Here is an 18,658-nt window from a genome sequence, read left to right as displayed (position 1 = left end):
TCGGGCCCGGAGCGTTTCCTCCAGGTCCAGGGCGGGCCTCGCCAACGTCAGCGTGTTACTGCGGATTGGGGGCCGCGACCTTCTTCGCCGGCGGCAGGTACTTCACGCCGAGCTGGCTGAAGATGAACGAGTACGCGTCCACCTCCTCCTCGATGCGGGCGTTGAGCGGGGTGCCGGAGCCGTGGCCCGTCTCGGCGTCGGCGCGCAGCAGGATGGGGCTCTTGGCCGCCGTGGCCGTCTGCATCCGGGCCACCATCTTCCGCGAGTGGAACGGGTCCACGCGCGGGTCATTGGCGCCGGAGGTGAACAGCACGGGCGGGTACTTCGTGCCGTCCTTCACGTTGTGGACGGGCGAGTAGGCCAGCAGCGACTTGAACTGCTCGGGGTCCTTCACCGTGCCGTACTCGGTGACGTTGAACTGGCCGTTGGACGTGCGCTCCGAGCGCAGCATGTCGTAGAGGCCCACGCGGGCCACCACGGCGCCGTACGCCTCCGGGTGCTGGGTGACGACGGCGCCCATCAGCAGGCCGCCGTTGCTGCCGCCCTGGATGGCCAGCTTCTTGGGCTGCGTGTACTTCTGGTCCACCAGCAGCTTCGCGCAGGCATAGAAGTCGTCGAAGACGTTCTGCTTCTTCGTCAGCGAGCCCTCGGCGTGCCACTTCTCGCCGAACTCCGAGCCGCCGCGCAGGTTGGCGATGGCGTAGACGCCGCCCTGCTCCAGCCACAGGCCCGCCAGCGGGCTGAAGCCCGGGCTGATGGAGATGTTGAAGCCGCCGTAGCCGGTGAGCAGCGTCGGGTTGGTGCCGTTGAGCTTCGTGCCCTTCTTCTTGAGGATGGTGAGCGGAACCTTGGTGCCGTCCTTCGACGTGGCCTCGGTGCGCACCACCTCCACGTCGCTCACGTCCATGGGCGAGGTCTTGGCCAGGGCCGTCTTGGTCACCTTGCCGTCCGCGGGCGTGAAGCGGTACCAGGCCTGCGGCTGCACGAAGCTGGAGTTGCTGAAGTAGATGTCCTCGCCGCCCGCGCTCACCAGTCCGCCCACCGACGATACCGGCGGGGTGGGGACCAGGCCCAGGTCCTTGCCCTTCAGGTCCACCATGCGCAGCTGCGACGGGCCGCCGAGCTGCTCGCTCACGTACAGGCGCGACTTCGTCGGGAAGAAGCCCTGGACGCTGGCATCGCCCTCGGGCAGCAGCACCGTGGCCTTGTCCAGCGTCGGGGTGGCCAGGGCCAGGCGCAGCACCTTGCCGCGCGGCGCGTCCTGCCGGCTGAGCAGGTAGAGGGCGCCGTCATGGCCAAAGCGGGCGCGGATGACCTTGTCCGCGAACTTCGTCACCTGCGTCCACTTCCCGTCGGGGCCGTGGAGGTACAGCATGAACTCGCCGCCGTCGCCGTTGGCGACCATCGCAGTGATGTACTTGCCGTCGGGCGACGTCTCCAGCTCCGTCATGGCGATGCGTGGGAAGTCCTTGCCCAGCGCGTACGTGTCCTTCTCCGTGGGCGTGCCCAGCTTGTGGAAGTACACCTGCTGGAAGAAGTCCCGGTCCTCCGCCGGGCGCTCCTCGCCGCGCGGATAACGCGTGTAGAAGTAGCCCGTTCCGTCCGCGTTCCACGCGAGGCCACCGCCCGCCGTGCCGCCGTTCACGCGAGGGACGACCTCGTTCGGCAGCGGCTTGCCCGTGGCCACGTCATAGACGGACACGTCGCCGCTCTCCGTGCCGTTCTTCGACAGCGACACCGCCAGCTTCTTGCCGTCCAGCGTGGGCTCGATGAAGTCGATGGTGGTGTGGCCCGACGGGTCGATGACCATGGGGTCCAGCAGCGAGCGCTCCTTCGACGTGTCGTCAGCGGAGCCAATCACCACCACGTACGGCTGTTGCCGGGGCGGCTGATACTTGACGCCGATGAGGGTGCCGTTGGCCTCCGTCAAACCCGCGTAGCCCGGGGACTTCCAGGACAGCAGCTCGGCGACGCGCTGACGGATGCCCTCGCGGCCGGGCAGCCTGTCCAGGATGGCCCGCGTGTGGGCGTTCTGGGCGTCGTTCCACTGCTTCACCTTCGCGTCATCGGTGGCCTCCAGCCACTGGTAGGCGTCCTTCACCTCCGTGCCGTGGTAGGTGTCGACGACCTCCTTCTTCTCCGTGACGGGCGGCTTGGACGCGCCCTTGCCTGCGGCCGGGGACGTGAGTGGCAGCAGCAGTGCCGCCGCGGCCAGTGCGGTTGTCAGCTTCATGTTCACCTCGGGGATAGGGAAAGGCGGACGCAGCCTGCCACGTCCTATCCTCTGGGGCGTCGGTTCCCGACAGGGGAATGTCGCCGCGGGGCCCGTGTTCCCTCGGGTTGCTTCCAGGCGTGCGCTGCGTCAAAGCCGCTGGGGAATTCGAGGACGCCCGTCGTCACGGGGCGCGCAGGGGAAGCTCGACCAGGGCGGCGGCGAAGCGGTCGAAGGCCTCGTTGGCGGGGAGGGCGGTGGTTTCGTCCATGTTGCCGAGCATCAGCGCGAAGACGACGCGGGGGTGCTCGGCGTCACCGGGCCGGTCCACCACGCCCGCGAAGCACTTCTGTCCGGAGAGCGTGCCCGTCTTGGCGCGGATGCGGCCCGCGGTGATGGCGGTGACGGGGCGGGTGGCCAGCGTGCCGTCCACGCCGGCCACGGGCAGGCTGTCCACCAGCGCGGCGCCGTAGGGCTCTCGCAGGCTGGTGAAGAGCACGCGCGCCAGGCCTCGCGCGGTGGCCAGGTTGTAGCGGGACAGGCCGCTGCCATCGACGGGGCGCAGGTCTCGGGCGGGGATGCCGCGACGGGTGAGCTCCTCGGCCAACGCGGTGCGCAGCGTGGCGTAGCCCTCCGTGCCGCTGCGCTCGCGCGCGAAGCGCAGGCCCAGTCGCTCCGCGTAGAGGTTGAGGGACTCCTTGTTGGTGGCCTTCACCAGCTCCGACAGGGGCGGGCTGACCAGGGTGACGAGCGGCTCCGGCACGGGCGGGCGCAGGGGGCCGGGAGCCTCCAGGGTGGCGGGCAGGCGGGGCACGCCGCGCTTGAGCAGGGCTTCCTCCACGCAGGCGGAGAAGAGGACCTGGGGCTCGTCCACGGAGAGCTTCACCGCGGCGGAGCGGGGGCACTGGTTGACGGGGGAGCGCCACACGCAGCGCACGCCCGGGGCACCGCGCTGGCGCGTGCAGGAGAGGTTCGCGCGCTCCGCGTTCGGGTCCACGCGGACGATGGCGGAGAGCGTGGCGAAGGCCGGGGTGAGCTGCACGGTGGGAGGCAGCGTGCAGTCGGCGCCGTCCGCGCGGGACAGCGCGAGGTCCACGACGTTCTCCCGGAAGACGAAGGGCGTGGGGGCGGCGCTATAGGCATAGGCGGCGTCATCCCAGGCCCAGCCCGGGCCGAAGGCGGCCTCCACGTCGTCGGTGCCTCGCACGCGCACCTGTCCGCGCCACTGCTGGACGCCGCGCGCCTGGAGCGCGTCCGCGACCTGCTCGCAGGCGAGCGCCGTCTCCGGAAAACGCCACGAGCCCAGCGACGGGTCCCCCGATGGGTCCACCACGAGGTCGCCAAGGTACAGCCCGTTCGTCAGCGTGCCCTCCAGCGTCACCGGCGTGTGGAAGCGGAAGTCCGGCCCGAGCGCGGAGAGCACCGACGCGGTGGAGACGACCTTCATCGTGGACGCGGGCAGCAACCGGACGTGCTCCCGGTGCGCGAACAGTGGCTCGCCGGTTCGCGCGTCCAGCACGAAGGCGCTCGCGAGCGCGCCCTCGTCCTCCAGGGTGGCGAAGAGGCTGCTCGCCACCGAGCCCACGGTGCGAGCTTCGGGGCGCCGCGCATGGTGGCAGCCGGCGAGCATCGAGGTGGCCAGCAGCAGGGAGAGGGGCAGGGCTTGGCTCATCACGCGCGCCACGCTAACCCTGACGGCAGTGGGTGTCATGCGGCGAGGTGCGGGGGAGGGTGAGCCGTACCAACCCGGCCGTCCGGTATGCGACCCGGCTGTCCTCCCTTCGTGTGACTCGGCTCATCGTGTCACCGGGGCCGCATGAGAGGAATTGGGTGCGGGGCCTTGCTTCGGGGGGAGGGGGTGTTGGAGAAAGGGCGCGGGTTGTTCCCACCAGGGATGGTTCCGCATGTTTCCCGGCTTGTGGCTGTCGTTGCTCCTGACGCAGACGTCCGCGCCCTCGCTCCACTTCAGCGCCGAAAAGGTGAAGGAGGGGCAGCAGCGCACGCCGGAGCAATTCGCCTTCACGACCTGGGAGCCGTCCTGCGAGCTGGAGACATTGTTCGTGGGGGTGGATGAGGCGAACCTCCGGAAGGAGCCCTCGACGGAGGCGGCGGTGGTCGCCGTGTTGCCCCTGGGCGCGGCCGTGCGAGTGCAGGAGCGTGGCACGGCGCGTCTGAAGGTGGGGGAGTACGTCAACCACTGGTACTCGGTGGAGCATGTGGACACGAAGGGCACCGCGGAGAAGGCGGACGACGCGGTCTTGCGGGGCTGGCTCTTCGGCAACACGCTGACGCCCTTCCGGTTCGAGGAGGACTTCGACGGGGACGGAGAGAAGGAGGTCGCCACGGTGGTGATGAGTGGGGACTTCAAGATTCGCGTCCGGGTCCTGGAGCCGAAGCTGAAGCCTCCCTTCCGAGTCAGCAGCGTGGACGCCAAACCCGCGGGGGAGAACTGGCGCCAGGTCAGTGGCGGACCGGCGGCGGTGGCACTCGTTCCCTCGAAGACCGCGGGAGTCGTCCTGCTGCGGGTGGACTCCACCCCCGAGGAGTGTGGCGACTACAGCACCACGTACGTGAGCTACACCGTGCCAGGGAACAAGAAGGGTGTCCTGGGCACGGCGAAGCTGGCGCTGTCGCTGGAGGGCGTGTCGGAGGCTCCCGGTGTCTCCCGATACGAGGTCTCCTTCCAGGCGCGGAAGAAGGAACTCACGATGGTGAGGACCGATGAGCAGGAGGATGAGTCCGGTAATGTGCTGACGACGAAGGCCCAGACGCGCTACCAGCTCAAGGACGGCGTCTACTCAGAACTGACGCCGGCGGACTCCTCCGTGGCGGAGTCGAAGCCCTGACGGACGACGAGTCCCCGTCACGAAGGGACTCGTCGCCGAGCGTCAGTGCGTCGCGGGGACTGGACTCAGGGGCGTGAAGCCCAGCTCGTAGCCGATGTCCACGTTGGAGATAACCAACGGACACCAGAAATTCGGGTGGGTGAGCCGGGCCTTCCAGCAGAGCTGAGAACCTCCGGACGGCGGAAGGCTCATCACGGCTTCGTTCTGTCCGGGCTCGAAGGGCACGTTCAACCAGGTGGGCGCGGGATTCGTCTGGCAGCTCCCATTCGCGCACACGTTGCAGTCCGAGGCGACGGCGTACGCGATGCCGAAGTTGCTCGCTGATTGCTGGCACTCCAGGGGAGCCCAGTCGGTCTTGCGAACGCGCAGGCGGGAGATGGCGCACTGGCCATCCAGGACGGGGCTGATGACGTTGGAGCGGACGTTGCCTGGCACGCGGGTGGCCTGAAGGAGGAGCACCACGTTCGTGAAGTCCCGCTCGCCTCCTCCGTTGAGGTCCTCGATGCCGAGGATCCAGCTGCCCGGGCTCGTGGTCACCGCTTGCACCTGGAAGTGCGGCATGTTGCCGTTGCTGACCCTGGGCACCCAGCTTCGCGCCTTCGGCAGGACGATGTTTCCATAGGCGGGCGTCCCGAGCAGGTCGTGGGAGGTATACTGGAGCCAACCACAGAGCGGCTGGCTGGTGGAGGCATCGGGGCAGGTGTAGTCCATGGGCCTGATGGGATTGCAGCGCGGGTCACGCGCACAACCCAGGTTGTACTGGGCCACCGGAGAGGTTCCGCGGGCATCCTGATCCAGGTTCCAACCCGGCTTCGAGAAGAAGACGGACGTGGAGGTCTTCAGGTGCAGGCTGCACCGGCCATCTATCGCCTTCATCAGGCAGGGATACACCGTGCCGTCACCGTTCGGGTCGTGGGTGGCGTCGTAATAGGTGACGAGGAAGAAGACGATCTCCCGTCCCGCCTGGATGCGCCCCAGCTTCACGGTGCGGTCGGCCGGAGTGATGCCAGGGTCCGGGTTGATGGTCCGAAGCACTCCGTCCGGCGTGTACGCGGAGGTGTCGTAGTCGGGAAGGCCGTCCTCGAAGGACTCGCTCCGGTCTTGGACCGGGCCCAGTTGCTTGAAGGTGGTCGTGTTGGGGTCGTCGTCAGTCAACAGGAAGGCCAGATGCCCGAGTCCCATGTTGCCATTCGCGGGTGCCGCGGGCTCGAGCAGATTGGGGATGCGCGCAAAGAGGCCTCCGTCCGAGAAACCGGTGGCTGGAGACTGCGCGACAGCGAGTGCGCCGACGACATCCACGGGGATGAGGTTGTTTGTCTGTCCCGGTCGGGCGTCCGCGAGCAGGACATCGGGCGAGAAGACCGGGTTGCAGGTTCTGTCCATCGCCAGTTCCGGCTGGCTGAGGAAGCCATTGACCGAGAGGAAGGGCCGGGAGCAGCGGCGAGTCGTGCCGATGTAGGGCCGCCATGCCTGGAAGCCGGACGGAGGCGCGAGGTTGTAGATGTCCTCGTGGAGGTCGGTGATGCCGTTGTTGTTGGCGTCGCTCAGGAAGTCGTCGCCGGAGTATTCGGGGGTCCCGCGGGTGTCGACATAGCCGCGCGCGATGAGGTCGTCGTAATACATCCAGCCCAGTGAATGGGATGCCACGGCGTCGGTGCTCAGGAAGGACAGGGACAGCTCGACGTCCGAGGCGAACATCATTCTTTCGCCGCCGAAGACGGAGAGGAGCGGCTCCGGATAATTCAGCGCCGAGTTCGATAGGAGGGACACGTTGTCGAGAGACTGGAACTGGCCTTCCGCGAAAGGGGGCTGGTGGTCGTCGTTGAGGGTGGGGCCCACATGGAAGGAGAAGTCCACTTCGGAGGAGAGGCCCTGTGCGTTGGTGACGGTGACCTTCACGGGGGCGCTGCCGGGGATGATGCAGTCCGGGGCGGTCCAGGTGATTTCGCTGCTGTCCTCGCCGTTCAGCTGGGTGCTCAGCTCTCCCAGGGTGGCGGTCCAGGTGAAGTTGATTCGACCGCCCTGGGGATCACGTGCCCTCACCACCAACCGCGCGGTGCCGCGCGAGGGCACGACGGACTGGGACTGGCTGCTACCGAGAATCAGGGGCGGTGGCGGGGTCCTCGCGGCGGCTGCCCGGGTGCCCGTGGCCAGCAGTGCCAGCATGACGACGAAAGCCAGGCTTCGTGGAACTGGAGTTGGAATCAATGACAAGACAATCCCCCTCGGATTGACGGTTGATGGATGCTGCCCCCGTGCTGAATCCAGCCTTCCGAGGGCGCGCTCATGGACGCCGGAGCGTGCACCGACTGACGGTGCGCGCTCACGCCGCGATGCCACGCTTTCTCCAGGGGGTATGGGTCGAATCAGAACCGGCCGACGAGCCCCGCGAAGCCGCCATCCCTCGACGCGCCCACGGTGGGGGCGACCAGGAGCCCCTCGTCTCGCCGCGGACTTCGCGCGGAGAGCCCACCTCCGCTGAATCGGTGCGACAGCTCGTTGAGCAGGAGCGCGCCCACGGTGGGAATCAGCAGGCTGAGCACGATGTGCGTGCCTCCCTCCGTCACAAGCGGTTCGCCCGGCGCGTTGTCCCCCGTCATCAGGGCCACGACCACCGTGCCGAGCCCGCCGCCCAGCACGCTGAGCGCGAAGTCGCCGTTGCTCCCGAGGGCCCGGCCCGTGGCGAAGACCCCGATGCCCGAGCCGCCAGCCATGCCGATGAAGATGGGAACCAGGCTTTGTCCGCAGTGGATGGTGGCGGGGAAGGAGCCGCAGCTCGTGAGCCTGCCCATGGAGAAGAGCCCGCCAATGGTTCCTCCAGCGGCGGTGCCCGCGGCGCCGCCCAGAAGCGTCCCCGCGAGTCGGACGCGGGTATCGATGGGCGTGGAGGCGCCTCGCACGCCGCTCGGGTTGTCTTCATTCGCCGAGGTGAGGGGAGGGGGACTGAGGCCTTCCTGGGCGAAGGACGTGAAGGACAGCAACGCGACGACGAACAGTGTTGGGAGACGAGCGGTCATGACAGACACCCAAAGCTCGTGCGCCCGGCCGGGCACTTCACTTCAGGGTGGGGTGTGGGAATGGCCAGGAATGACATGCGCGAGTGGCCCGAGTCCGCGCATGACTGGCGGACCCACGATAGCCGAACGCCAGCTGGCCGACGCAAGTGACCGGTGGTCTCAGCCTCGCTAGAACCTGCCAGCGACTCCACCCATCAGCCCGCCGTGAGGCGTCACCCGGAAGGTGAACGTGGGCAGCGGCGCTCCCTGGCTGCGTGTCTGGGAAAAGCGAGACACCGCGGGCGGCTCTGAGCGGGAGAGCTCATAACCCAGCATGGCGCCGATGGGAGGAAGGGCCAGGAGGGTGATGATTCCGAAGGCGTCTGCCCCTTCGTTGGCGAAGAACCCCAGCGCGCCCGCGCCAGTGCCCGCCAGCCCGCCCACCACGGTCGCCAGGAGCGACCCGCGCCCCCTCATCACGCTTCCGGCCGCGTAGGTCCCCATCGCCGAGCCCAGCGCCATGCCCGCGAAGCCCGCGACGATGGGGAGGGCGCAATCCTCGTCGATGAACGCGCAGTCCCCCACGAGGGTTCCTCCGAGCAGTGCCAGGACGCCGCCTCCCACCATCCCCAGCCCGCCCGCCACCGTCTCGATCATGACGCGCGGCACGGTGGACACCCCTGCCTTCTCGGGGGCCTCGGCCAACGGGGGCCGCTGAGGCACGAAGGGCGCGGGCTCCACGTCGTCCGGCGCGGAGATCAACGGTGGTGCCTGGACCGTCGTGGGCGCATGGGCGTCCTCCTGCGCGAGCACTTCCCGGGGGAGGGTGGCACCCAGCAAGAGCACGGCGATCAGGCACGACAGAGGGGCGAGCTTCATGGGCGGTACATTCCTCCAACCGCGAGGTAGGCACCAGCGCACCCGTGTCCCGGTCGGGAGGGGGACAGCACCAAGAGTGCCTTGACGTCGTAGCTCGCGCCCCCCATCCTGCCGCGCCCCATGCCTGTCCTTCGTGGTGCCGTCACCTTCTCGCGCTTCCGGGTCGAACCCGCCAAGGAAGCGCCTTCCGACATCAAGCGCTGGCTGACCCGCGGTCTCAAGGCGCACGCGTTCGAGCCCATCGACCGTCGCTCCGAGGATGACCGCGCGGCCGGCTTCGTCGAACTGGAGAACGCGGACGCCGTCGAGTTCTCCGTCGGCCGCGTCTTTTACGGAGAGTACGTCCTCTTCTCCTTCCGCATCGACTCGTTGAAGGTCCCCGCGTCCGCGATGAAGGAGGAGATGGCGAAGTGGTCCGCCAACTTCGAGGCGGAGAATGACCGCCCGCCCAGCCGTGGCGAGAAGACGCAGGCGAAGGCGCAGGTCAAGCAGATGCTCCGCACCCGCGCCACGCCGCGCACCAACGTGCTGGACGTGAGCTGGAACCAGAAGACGCAGCAGCTGCAGATCTGGGCCGCGTCCCGCAAGGTGGTGGAGGAGATCATCATCGCGCTGGAGAACGCGCTGGGCCTGAAGCTCGTGGGGCTGACGCCGGCCGCCATCGCCCAGACGTCGGGAATCGACGAGAACGCGCTCGGGCCCACGGCGGAGCTGATTGGCATGGACCTGCCGGTGACGTCGGCGGAGGTGGCACATGGCGAAGCGTGAGCAGGCGCGGGCGGAAGCCGCCTTCGCGCGAGGAGATGTCGGCGTCGACGGCGCCGCCACCGAGGAGACGAAGGACGTCGCCGAGGTGGAGCGTGGTCAGGCGCGAGAGCAGCTCCTGCGGGGCCGGGCCTACCTGGGCCGCGAGCTGCTGACGTGGATGCTGTGGCGCTCGGAGACGGGTGACGCGCTGGTGGAGCTGGAGGGCACGGGCGTCAACGTGCTCTTCATGGGACGCATCACCCTGCGCGGCGTGGCGGGCGACGTCACGGAGCTGAGCGCGAAGGGCACGCTGGCGCCGTACTCGGAGCAGGTGAAGCACGCGCTGGACAAGGGCCTGCTGGTGGCCCAGGCGCGCATCCGCTTCACGCATGGCGAGAAGGAGTATGAGGCCACGCTCGACTCGGAGTTCCTCGACGTTCGCGCCGCGAAGCTGCCCGCGCTGATGAGCGAGGAAGAGGATGACCAGCTCAACGAGCGGTTGTTCCTCACCGAGCAGCTGTCCGCGATGATCGACGCGCTGGTGGGGGACTTCCTCAAGATTCGCGTGGGGAAGACCTGGAGCAAGCAGGTGGTGCCGGCGATGAAGGAGTGGATGCGCGGCGACGAGCAGGGCGCCAACGCGCTCTCCAAGGCCGCGCGCGCCCGGGGCCGCGACGCCCGCGCAGCCCGGCACTGAGCATTGGGGCCGCTGACAGGGGCGTGTTCCCCTGTCAGCGCCTCGCGAAGCGTGGAACGGAAGCCGCGCGCCCGTTGTCGGCTCTCCACGATTCACGGACTCAACGCCATACGGACAGACGCCCGCTTCAAGCGAGCCGTCAATGATTCCTCCCGGTCGGGAGAGGCATTCCGTCAGGAATGTCAGACATTGACGAAAGAGGCGGCGCGGACCCGTCAGTGCCGGGGGGCCAAAACCGCACACATGTCAGTCCATGGGCGGAAAGGGAGTGGATGCGCGGCCGCGAACAACAGGCTTGGCGAATCCGCGAATCCAGGGTAACTGTTCCAGCCGCAGGGGCCGCAGCCACGGGATGGATCATCGATTCATCCCTTGATGGGACGTATATCCATGCAAGCAGCCCCCTTGTTCCGCTCTCCGGCGGTGAAGCTCCGTACAAGTCCCTGGATTCGTGCCCTGTCCCTGCTCGTGGTCCTGGGTGGGGGGCTGGCGCACGCCGCCAGTTCTCAGGCCGTGTCCCGCTCAAGTCCCTCGAGCCTGGCGTCCCTGCTTCCAACCATGTGCGCCCGCGTCCATGGGACCGCTGGCTTCCAGCGCGCTTTCTGCGCGGCCGGCAATGTCGGCGCCACCTGCGTCGGCGACGTCACCCGGACCTGCACCGATGATGGCAGCACCCTCCATCCGCGCTGGTATCAGGCCGCCATCGACTGGGCGAAGGCCAACGGTCACTCGAGGGTGGTGTTGGATCCAGGCACCATCACCATCTCCGAAGCCACGAAGCTCGCGTGGAGCTGGCCCTGGGGCAATGGCTTTGGCCTCCACGTCCCGACGGGAATCCACCTGGAGGGCACGTCGCTGTCCCCGCCCACCATCATCAACGTCGACCACGACACCACGAAGCTCAACGGGTTGATCATCGTCGCGGGCACGGGCACCGAGGAGGGCCTGCTCAACGACGCCAGCGTCTCCAACCTGACCCTGGTGGGCACCACGAACGTTGGCTACAGCCAGGGACAGGAGTGCCCGGCGCGCGCCCACTCACTCAACTCCATCCTGGAGCTGGATGGCCACGAGCCGCCCTCACCCGACGCCACGGTCTTCAACACGGGGACGATGCCGCGCCGGTGGACCGTCGGAGTCCAGGTCAACCACGCCGAGGCCATGAACGGCCCGGCGGTGAACGTCCACCACCTGCGCATCGTCCACCTCGGGGCGGGTATCGCGTATGGCTGGAACACGGCCCACGTGAAGGAGAACCCCACGTGCGAGACCACGCCCGGAATCAAGATCTCCATCCAGCCCGCCAGCGCGACGTGGAACGGGCCCACCAACCCCGTGACCTATACCTGCCCCAGCGGGTGGGATCTCAAGGCGCTGAGCCGCCGGCCCGGCACCGCCGAGTGCCGCCCCACGTCCTGCAACGCGGACGGCAGCATCCCCTCTGGACAGTGCCCGGCGCTGCCCCCGCTTGGCGAGGGTGAGACCGTGCCGAACACGATGTACTGCATGCGAGTCGACCCCACCACGGAGTTCGGAACGCGGCGGTATTGCACGAACCAGCCCTTCGAGTTCCGAGGCAACGCCAATGCCCGCTCCCAGGTCCACCACAACTCCATCTGTGATGTGAATGTGGGCATCAACATCGTGGGCGGTAACGTCGACGTCTCCAAGAACGTCGTCCTGCGGGCGCCCCACAACGTGCCCCTCACCAGCAACTTCGGCCTGAGCACCGACGGGCACATGCCGTACACCAGCTCGACGACCCACACCGAAAACTTCGTCTCGGGTTTCTCGCTGGGCTTCCTCACCGATGGCAGCCAGTACACCGTCGCGCCCCCGTGCGCGTTTCGCCAGTTGACCGGCTTTGATGTCGGGGACTTCGGCGACTACAACCACGTGCTCGAGCTGCAGCAGCACCTGCTCGATGACGCGCAGAAGTACTACGCGTTGACCGAACCGATGCGCGGCTTCATCGACCATGTGTATGTGCGCGACAACCGCTTCTACAAGAACCCGATTGGCCTCACCTTCTACCGGGTCAACTGGGGCTTCGTCGGCTTCAACACCATCGACTCCCAGCTCACCGGCGTGAAGGGGCAGGTCGGCGTCCTCGTCGACAACACGCTCAACAGCTGGGTTTACGGAAACACCATCCGAGACTTCAGCACCAGCCTCGAGTTCCGCGGGTCGCCGGGCCATCAGTCGACGCTGGGCTCCTGCTACAACGGCAACCACGTGGTCTGTGATGCGCCGGGCTGCCCCAACTGGGCCAGCTACCCCAACGTGTTCTCGGGCAGCGATGTCGTGGGTGGCACGGCGTGCAACGTCGCGTACTCGGCGAACTACTGCGCCGACCCGACGTCGCTGCCCTCGCCCTCGTTCCCCGTGGGCGTCACGAGGCAGTGCTACTCATACTGAGGTAACGGTGGCGTCAGGGATGCGCGGCGTGGAATGGACCGCGCATCCTTGCCGCGAGTCAGCGGAGCGCTTCACGCATCGCCAGGCAGGGAGGGAGGGAGGGAGTCAGAGCTGCAGCTTGCCGTTGACGCAGGTCATCTTCGGGCTGCGGAACCCCATCGCGATCCACGCGCCCAGGAGCTTGGCGAAGAATGAGACCGATTGCCGCTTCCCGTTCGGGATATCGTCGGGAAGCGTCGAGCCGGGCGGAAGGTCCTCGGTCATCGTCCGCAGCTGGAGCGGGGGCAGCGCTCCCGCGGGCCAAAGGCAGCCATAGAGGCTGAGCCAGTGGCCGCCCTGGAACTCGAGGAAGACGGGCGTGTTGCAACAGGTGGCAACGACCCGGCGGGTCTTCGCCTCGGGCGTGAGGCGGAACTCCTTGAAGTGGTCGGTGCCCGCGAGGAAGCGGACGCGGTCCTTGCGGTAGAGCACGAAGCGCGTCGCGCCGATTGTTTCCAGGATGCGCGGGGCCGAGGGAAGGGTCTGCATCCGGGCGCCGGCGGCACGGCAGCTATTGCAGCAGCATTCGGTGCTGACGATGGGCGCGCCCTCCACCTCGAGATGGACCTGTCCGCACGCGCAGCCGAGTCGAGTGGTCTGTGTCATGTCCGTGCTTTCTACATGCTGGAGTCTCCGACGCGCAGGTGATTGTAGGGGCGCGTCGCGGGCTCACGGAGCGGGTGGGGCGAGCGCCCGGAAACCCTCCGCGAGCGCGAGACCGATGTTGCCCATCAAGTCCTGCCGCGCGTTGACCACGTAGAGGTGGGGCGTGAGCGCCCAGACCTCGCGGACGATGCGACGGGGAGGCGGGGCGGGCTGGGTGCTCAGCTCCGCCTGGAGCAGGGGCAGCACCTTGTCGGACAGGCGCAGCGCGGTGTCCATGACGAAGACGGACACGTGCGGACGCAGCGCGCGCACGCGCCGGAAGAAGGCGCCCACCTCGTCCGCTGCCAGGTGCTTGGGCGGCGAGGACTTCATCTCCAGATAGACGAGTCGTCCTTCCGCCGCGCCCACGACGTCCAGGTCTCCGCCGACGTCGGGCGCATGGAACTTCACGCCCGCGGCCACGTCGAAGCCGAAGCGGCCTCGCAGCTCGTGCGCGACGTACCACTCCAGCGTGCCTCCGAAGCTGGCGGTGGGGTGGCGCAGCAGGTAACGCCCGTCGGCCTCGCGCGTGGCCAGGTCCAGTGACACCAGGTCCTCGGCGAAGGCCGTGGCGCCGGCTTCCTCCAGGTAGCGCGTGGCCTCCATCGGCGTGAAGCTCCCGTGTCGCAGAATGGCGCCGCGCAGGAACAGTCGGAACGCGTAGTGGCCCAGGCGCTCCACGAGTCGCTCCGCCCGCGCGCCGCTCACGTCGGCGGGGAAGGGCAGGTCCAGTGGTGCGACGGTGGCCTGGAATCCACGGCGCGCCAGCATGGCCAGGGGCTCGTTGCCCGGTGGCACCAACAGGCGCGGCGCGGGGGAAACACCGGCCTCGCCCAGCTCCAGCTCACGCGCCGTGGGGAGGTCTTCCTCGGGGGGCGGCTGCTCCGTCATGGCCGCACCCTAGCCCGCTTCCGGACGAGAGGTGGGGCCGCGGCTCACTGCACGTAGACGGGGCAGTAGCGCAGGAACTCCGTCACCGGTGGCTGGCAGAGCTGGAGGATGCGGGAGTCGTCGCCGAAGCTCTTGCTGCGCGCCTGGAGATAGCAGGAGGCCGGGTCATCGTCGGTCGTGGCGAACTGGCAGAGCTGGAGTGCCTGCGCCTGCGTCAGCGAGCCCTCGTTCTGGACACGCAGGAAGCATTTCGCGGGAGCGTTGGAGCGTGCGCCGCGACAGAGCTGCGTGGCCGCGTAGTCATCGGTGAGCCCACCCTGGCTCGCGGCCGTGTAGCAGGAGACCTGGGGAGCGACCGCCTCCCCATCGTCGTCATCATCCTGCGCGAGCCCACTTGCCGGGGCCACGAGCAGGAGCACCACGCCCAACCCTCCCGAGCTGGTGTGCCGCAGAAAGGACCGGAACCTGGGGCTGTCTGATTTCATCGCGGGCCTCGTGCCGAGAATCTAGGGAGCACTCCGCGAGGGATGAGCAGGCGAGGCACGAGGCCGGCCCCCGACAGGGCGAGCGATGGGGCGCCACCCGGGCCCCGCGCCCCCAGGACTCGGGGAAGAAATCCCGGGCCCGAGGCGGGGACGCCTGCCTGGTGGGCTTGCCCTGGAGGACCGAGCGCCTTGTACAGTGCCCACCGCGATTGTCAGCGGAGGCGGCATGGCCGACGTGGCATCCAGCCTGGGCTCGGAGTGGCGGGCGTGGCTGGCGGAGAACGTGGTGCGAGGCGTGGCCTCGGAGCGACTTGTCGACACGCTGGTGTCGGCGGGCGTGCCGCTCGCGAGGGCTTGCGCGGAAATCGAAGCCACGCGTGCGCATCCGGCCGTGGCGGCGGGTCTGCGACGCATGGCCCCTCACGAGGACGTGCTCTGCCTGCTCGACACCCGCGTCGCGTTGCACCGTCACTCCGGACGGCACCAACGCCTGGCGCGGCGCACGGACGTGTCGGTGCACGAACTGATGGCGCGCTACTACCTGGCGCACGAACCCGTGCTCCTCGCGGGCTTCATGCGCGACTGGCCCCTGATGGCGAACTGGCGGCCGGAGGCGCTCTCCCGGCGCCATGGCCATGTGGAGGTGGAGGTCATGGCCGGCCGTGAGGCGCGCGCGGACCACGACGTGGAGCCTGATGCCTGTCGCGCGGTGATGCGCCTGGGCGAGTTCCTCCGCAGGCTGGAGGAGGGCGGCCCCAGCAACGACCTCTACCTCACGGCTCGCAACTTCGCCCTGGAGCGAGAGGAGCTGCGCGGGTTGCTCGACGACGTGCGCTATCCGCCGGGCCTGCTGCGCGAGTCAGCGCGGGCCGGTGCGGTGAAGCTCTGGGTGGGGCCCTCGGGCACTCGGACGGAGCTGCACCACGACCTGGGCACCGTCCTCTTCGGCCAGGTCTTTGGCCGCAAGCGCTTCCGCCTCATTCCCTCGTTCCACACGCACCACGTCTACAGCCACCTCGAGGTGTGGAGTCAGGTCGACGCGGACCGCCCCGACCTCACGCGCTTCCCCTCATATCGCGAGGCCGACGTCCTCGAAGTCGTCGTCGAGCCCGGCGACATGCTGCTGATTCCCGCGGGGTGGTGGCACTGGGTACACGCGCTGGACGTCAGCGTGTCCGTCACCTTCCAGGAGTTCGACGTCCCGGACGGCAATACGTGGTGGAAGCTGGGATGAACCGCTTCCGCCGTGCCGCTACTTCTCCAGTGGCGGTGTGGTGGGGGGCTCGGTGGGGCGCGTGCGCTCCTGCGGAGGCGCGGAATGACCTCCCGGATTGGGGACGATTCGCGGCGCCTGGCGCGTGGCCGGGTTGGGCGGCGGGTTCGGGACGATGGTTGGAGCAGGATCCTTTGACGTGGTCATGCGGTCCCCAATGCAACGTGGTTGCCTACCCGGGTGGTATATCGCACCCCGCGAACCATGACTCCTGACGAGCGCGAGAGCCTGCCGCCCCCGGTGCGTTCCTGGCTCGCTGAGAACTTGACCTCGGGCGTGGACCCCTCCCGGCTCGTCCAGGCCCTCCAGGCCCAGGGTCTGTCCGAAGCGCGGGCCCGGGAGGCGGTGGACGTCGTCTCGGCCCACCCCGCGGTGCGTCACGGTCAGCAGGCCGTCTCCCGGCGCCGGGAGCTGGAGTCGCTGCTCGAAGTCCGGGCCGCGCTCCATGCCCAGTGTCACCCGGGCCCGTCGCCCGTGGCCGTGGATCGACTGCGCCACCTGGCCCCCGATGCGTTCTTCGAGCGCTACTACATTCCCAACCGCCCCGTCGTCATCGAGGGACTGCTGGACGACTGGCCGGCGCTGACACGCTGGTCTCCGGAGTGGATGGCCGAGCGCTTCGGCGAGGAGGAGGTGGAGGTCATGGCGGGCCGCGACGCGGAGCCGGACCCGGACTTCCATGCGGAGCGCCTGCGCCGGACGCTGCCGCTGCGCGAGCTGGTGGCGCGCTTTCGTGACACCCGAGCCTCGGACGATGTGTACCTCGTGGCTCGCAACAGCCTGCTGCTGCGCGCCGCGTTCCGCCCGTTGCTCGACGACCTGCGTCCGCCCCGGGGCTACATCCATCCGGACCTGAGCGCCCCGGACAGCGTGCACCTGTGGTTCGGTCCCGCGGGGACCTTGTCGAAACTGCACCACGACCACCTCAACGTCCTCTTCTGCCAGGTGCTGGGGCGCAAGCGCTTCTGGCTGTCTCCGTCCTGCGAGACGCCTCGGCTCTACAACGACCGGGGCCTCTACAGCGCGGTGGACATCCTGGCGCCGGACGTGAGCCGCTTCCCGGACTTCGCGCGGGCCACGCTGCACTCGTGCGTGGTGGGGCCCGGTGACGCGCTCCTGATTCCGGTGGGGTGGTGGCACGCGGTGCAGGCGCTCGACTTGAGCGTGTCGGTGACGTTCGTCAGCTTCGACAGGCCGGAGCGCAACGTGGAGTGGCGCGACTATTGGATTGGCCCCAGGCCAGAGAAGGTCCAGCGATGACGGATGCGGACAAGCACGTTCCCGCGGCGCGCGGGACGAACACGCTGGCGCAGGAGTGGCGGCGCTGGGTGGTGGAGAACCTGCTGCGCGGCGCGGAGGTCGACGACCTGGTGTCCGTGCTGGAGCGCTCGGGAGTTGACTCGGCGCTCGCGCGCGCGGCGGTGCATGCCGAGGCGGAAGACCCCTGCTACCAGGGCGCGGCGCGAGCCGTGGCCATGCAGCGCAAGCTGGAGGGACTGCTCGACCTCTACGGCGACCTCCATCGCCAGTCGCCGGGCCACACCCATGTCCCCCGGCATGACGCCCTGACGCCCGAGGACTTCTTCGAGCGCTACTACTTCCAGAACCTCCCCGTGGTGGCGCGCGCCACGGTGCTCGCGGACGCAGGCTCGAAGGACACGCTGGGGCAGCTGGGCGCACTGGCGCGCGTCGCCGAGGCCGCGAGCGTGTCGCCCGGCGCCTTCGTCGTGCCCGCGAGCGCGAACGTGACGTCGAGCCTGCCGGTGCGTGTGCCCCAGGGGCTGGTGCTGGAGAGTGCGCCCGTGGGCCTGTGGTGGGAGGAGCCGGGCGCGGACGTTCCCTTGACTCCCTCGCGCCGCAACATGCTGCTGGGGCAGGTGCACGGGCGCAGGCTGCTCCAACTGGTGCCCGCGTACGCGCTGCATCGCGTCCTGGGCTCGGCCTCGGTGCCCGAGGGTGTACCGCGAATGGAAGTGGAGCTGTCGCCCGGGGAGCTGCTGCTGTTGCCCGTGGGGTGGTGGTTCGCGCATCGCTCACCGGAGGGCGGCGCCGCTATCGTCTTCGAGTCCTTCGCCGCGCCCGAGCCCAACGTGTCGTGGACGCCCCGGCCGGAGTCCCGCGAGCCTACGCCTCCTCCTCGCTCTCGAGTCGACTGAGGAGCTGTCGGGCGAAATCTCGCAGCGCGGGAGCCGAGGGCTCGCGGTCCAGTCGCTCCAGCGAGTCACGGATGGTGGCGAGTCGTCCGGCCTGCGCGAGAATCTTCAGGGCTCGCAACTGCACCAGCTCCTCGGGAGGCATGGAGTGGGGGACGGGAGGTTGTCCTCGCAAGGGGACACGGCCTCGCTGCGCAAGCAGGTCCACCAGCACACCCACGTCCTCATCCTCCAGCGTGCTGACGGCCGAGTCCCTGGTGGCGGCTTCCATCTGTTCCAGGGCGTCCATCAGTTCGCTCCAGGCGAAGCCGCGGTGCGGGGGTTTTCGCTCCGCCACCATCCGCCTGAGCTGTTCGCGTGTCGTCGGCATGACAACT

16 protein-coding genes are annotated in these 18,658 nt (G+C 68.7%); 7 read left to right on the top strand and 9 right to left on the bottom strand.

The window, feature by feature from the left end; genetic code table 11:
- Positions 1-55: 55 nt before the first annotated feature.
- Positions 56-2,233 carry a prolyl oligopeptidase family protein gene (locus tag HUA74_RS43065; RefSeq protein ID WP_174459226.1) on the bottom strand — a complete coding sequence of 726 codons (2,178 nt, stop codon included), beginning with the start codon at positions 2,231-2,233 and terminating at the stop codon, positions 56-58.
- A 163-nt stretch (positions 2,234-2,396) separates the two neighbouring features.
- Positions 2,397-3,884 (bottom strand): D-alanyl-D-alanine carboxypeptidase/D-alanyl-D-alanine-endopeptidase, encoded by a 1,488-nt coding sequence (dacB, locus tag HUA74_RS43060; RefSeq protein ID WP_174459225.1) that lies wholly within the window; start codon positions 3,882-3,884, stop codon positions 2,397-2,399.
- 232 nt (positions 3,885-4,116) lie between these two features.
- On the opposite strand from dacB, the gene HUA74_RS43055 reads away from it, so the two are divergent.
- Positions 4,117-5,058: an SH3 domain-containing protein gene (locus HUA74_RS43055; RefSeq protein ID WP_174459224.1), complete on the top strand. Its 942-nt coding sequence runs from the start codon at positions 4,117-4,119 to the stop codon at positions 5,056-5,058.
- A 42-nt stretch (positions 5,059-5,100) separates the two neighbouring features.
- Here HUA74_RS43055 and HUA74_RS43050 read toward each other — a convergent pair whose 3' ends face one another.
- The 3 genes from HUA74_RS43050 to HUA74_RS43040 form a co-directional block, all read right to left on the bottom strand.
- Positions 5,101-7,224 carry a hypothetical protein gene (locus HUA74_RS43050; protein WP_174459223.1) on the bottom strand — a complete coding sequence of 708 codons (2,124 nt, stop codon included), beginning with the start codon at positions 7,222-7,224 and terminating at the stop codon, positions 5,101-5,103.
- A 200-nt stretch (positions 7,225-7,424) separates the two neighbouring features.
- Complete coding sequence (locus tag HUA74_RS43045; protein WP_174459222.1) at positions 7,425-8,075, bottom strand: hypothetical protein; 651 nt, start codon at positions 8,073-8,075, stop codon at positions 7,425-7,427.
- Between the two features lie 168 nt (positions 8,076-8,243).
- Complete coding sequence (locus HUA74_RS43040) at positions 8,244-8,933, bottom strand: hypothetical protein (RefSeq protein ID WP_174459221.1); 690 nt, start codon at positions 8,931-8,933, stop codon at positions 8,244-8,246.
- Positions 8,934-9,053: 120 nt separating this feature from the next.
- Here HUA74_RS43040 and rdgC point away from each other — a divergent pair, with 120 nt between their 5' ends.
- The 3 genes from rdgC to HUA74_RS43025 all read left to right on the top strand — a co-directional run bounded on the left by rdgC (position 9,054) and on the right by HUA74_RS43025 (position 12,795).
- Positions 9,054-9,701, top strand: a complete 648-nt coding sequence (gene rdgC, locus HUA74_RS43035; protein ID WP_174459220.1) for a recombination-associated protein RdgC — start codon at positions 9,054-9,056, stop codon at positions 9,699-9,701.
- A complete protein-coding gene (locus tag HUA74_RS43030) occupies positions 9,688-10,377 on the top strand; it encodes a hypothetical protein (protein WP_141646853.1) in 690 nt (229 codons plus the stop codon). Before rdgC ends, HUA74_RS43030 begins: the two co-directional genes overlap by 14 nt.
- A gap of 558 nt (positions 10,378-10,935) precedes the next feature.
- Positions 10,936-12,795, top strand: a complete 1,860-nt coding sequence (locus HUA74_RS43025) for a hypothetical protein (protein ID WP_174459219.1) — start codon at positions 10,936-10,938, stop codon at positions 12,793-12,795.
- A 105-nt stretch (positions 12,796-12,900) separates the two neighbouring features.
- Here the strand turns inward: HUA74_RS43025 and HUA74_RS43020 are convergent, their stop codons facing one another.
- The 3 genes from HUA74_RS43020 to HUA74_RS43010 form a co-directional block, all read right to left on the bottom strand.
- Positions 12,901-13,440 (bottom strand): GFA family protein, encoded by a 540-nt coding sequence (locus HUA74_RS43020; protein WP_174459218.1) that lies wholly within the window; start codon positions 13,438-13,440, stop codon positions 12,901-12,903.
- 63 nt (positions 13,441-13,503) lie between these two features.
- Complete coding sequence (locus HUA74_RS43015) at positions 13,504-14,370, bottom strand: hypothetical protein (RefSeq protein WP_174459217.1); 867 nt, start codon at positions 14,368-14,370, stop codon at positions 13,504-13,506.
- A 44-nt stretch (positions 14,371-14,414) separates the two neighbouring features.
- Positions 14,415-14,855: a hypothetical protein gene (locus tag HUA74_RS43010; RefSeq protein ID WP_174459216.1), complete on the bottom strand. Its 441-nt coding sequence runs from the start codon at positions 14,853-14,855 to the stop codon at positions 14,415-14,417.
- A gap of 226 nt (positions 14,856-15,081) precedes the next feature.
- Between HUA74_RS43010 and HUA74_RS43005 the strand changes: the two genes are divergently transcribed.
- The 3 genes from HUA74_RS43005 (at position 15,082) to HUA74_RS42995 (ending at position 18,284) form a co-directional block, all read left to right on the top strand.
- Positions 15,082-16,089 (top strand): cupin-like domain-containing protein, encoded by a 1,008-nt coding sequence (locus tag HUA74_RS43005; protein WP_174459215.1) that lies wholly within the window; start codon positions 15,082-15,084, stop codon positions 16,087-16,089.
- Between the two features lie 243 nt (positions 16,090-16,332).
- The gene (locus HUA74_RS43000; protein WP_174459214.1) at positions 16,333-17,388 is read left to right on the top strand and encodes a cupin-like domain-containing protein; all 1,056 of its coding nucleotides are present in this window, start codon (positions 16,333-16,335) and stop codon (positions 17,386-17,388) included.
- Entirely contained in the window at positions 17,385-18,284 is a 900-nt protein-coding gene (locus HUA74_RS42995; RefSeq protein WP_174459213.1) for a hypothetical protein, read from the top strand. Before HUA74_RS43000 ends, HUA74_RS42995 begins: the two co-directional genes overlap by 4 nt.
- On the opposite strand, the gene HUA74_RS42990 is transcribed toward HUA74_RS42995, so the two are convergent.
- Complete coding sequence (locus tag HUA74_RS42990; protein ID WP_141646845.1) at positions 18,253-18,651, bottom strand: hypothetical protein; 399 nt, start codon at positions 18,649-18,651, stop codon at positions 18,253-18,255. The genes HUA74_RS42995 and HUA74_RS42990 overlap by 32 nt on opposite strands.
- Between the last annotated feature and the right edge of the window lie 7 nt (positions 18,652-18,658).

Source organism: Myxococcus sp. CA051A (assembly GCF_013336705.1).
Classification (GTDB): Bacteria; Myxococcota; Myxococcia; order Myxococcales; family Myxococcaceae; genus Myxococcus; species Myxococcus llanfairpwllgwyngyllgogerychwyrndrobwllllantysiliogogogochensis.
This window is presented reverse-complemented; position numbering and strand designations above follow the sequence as displayed.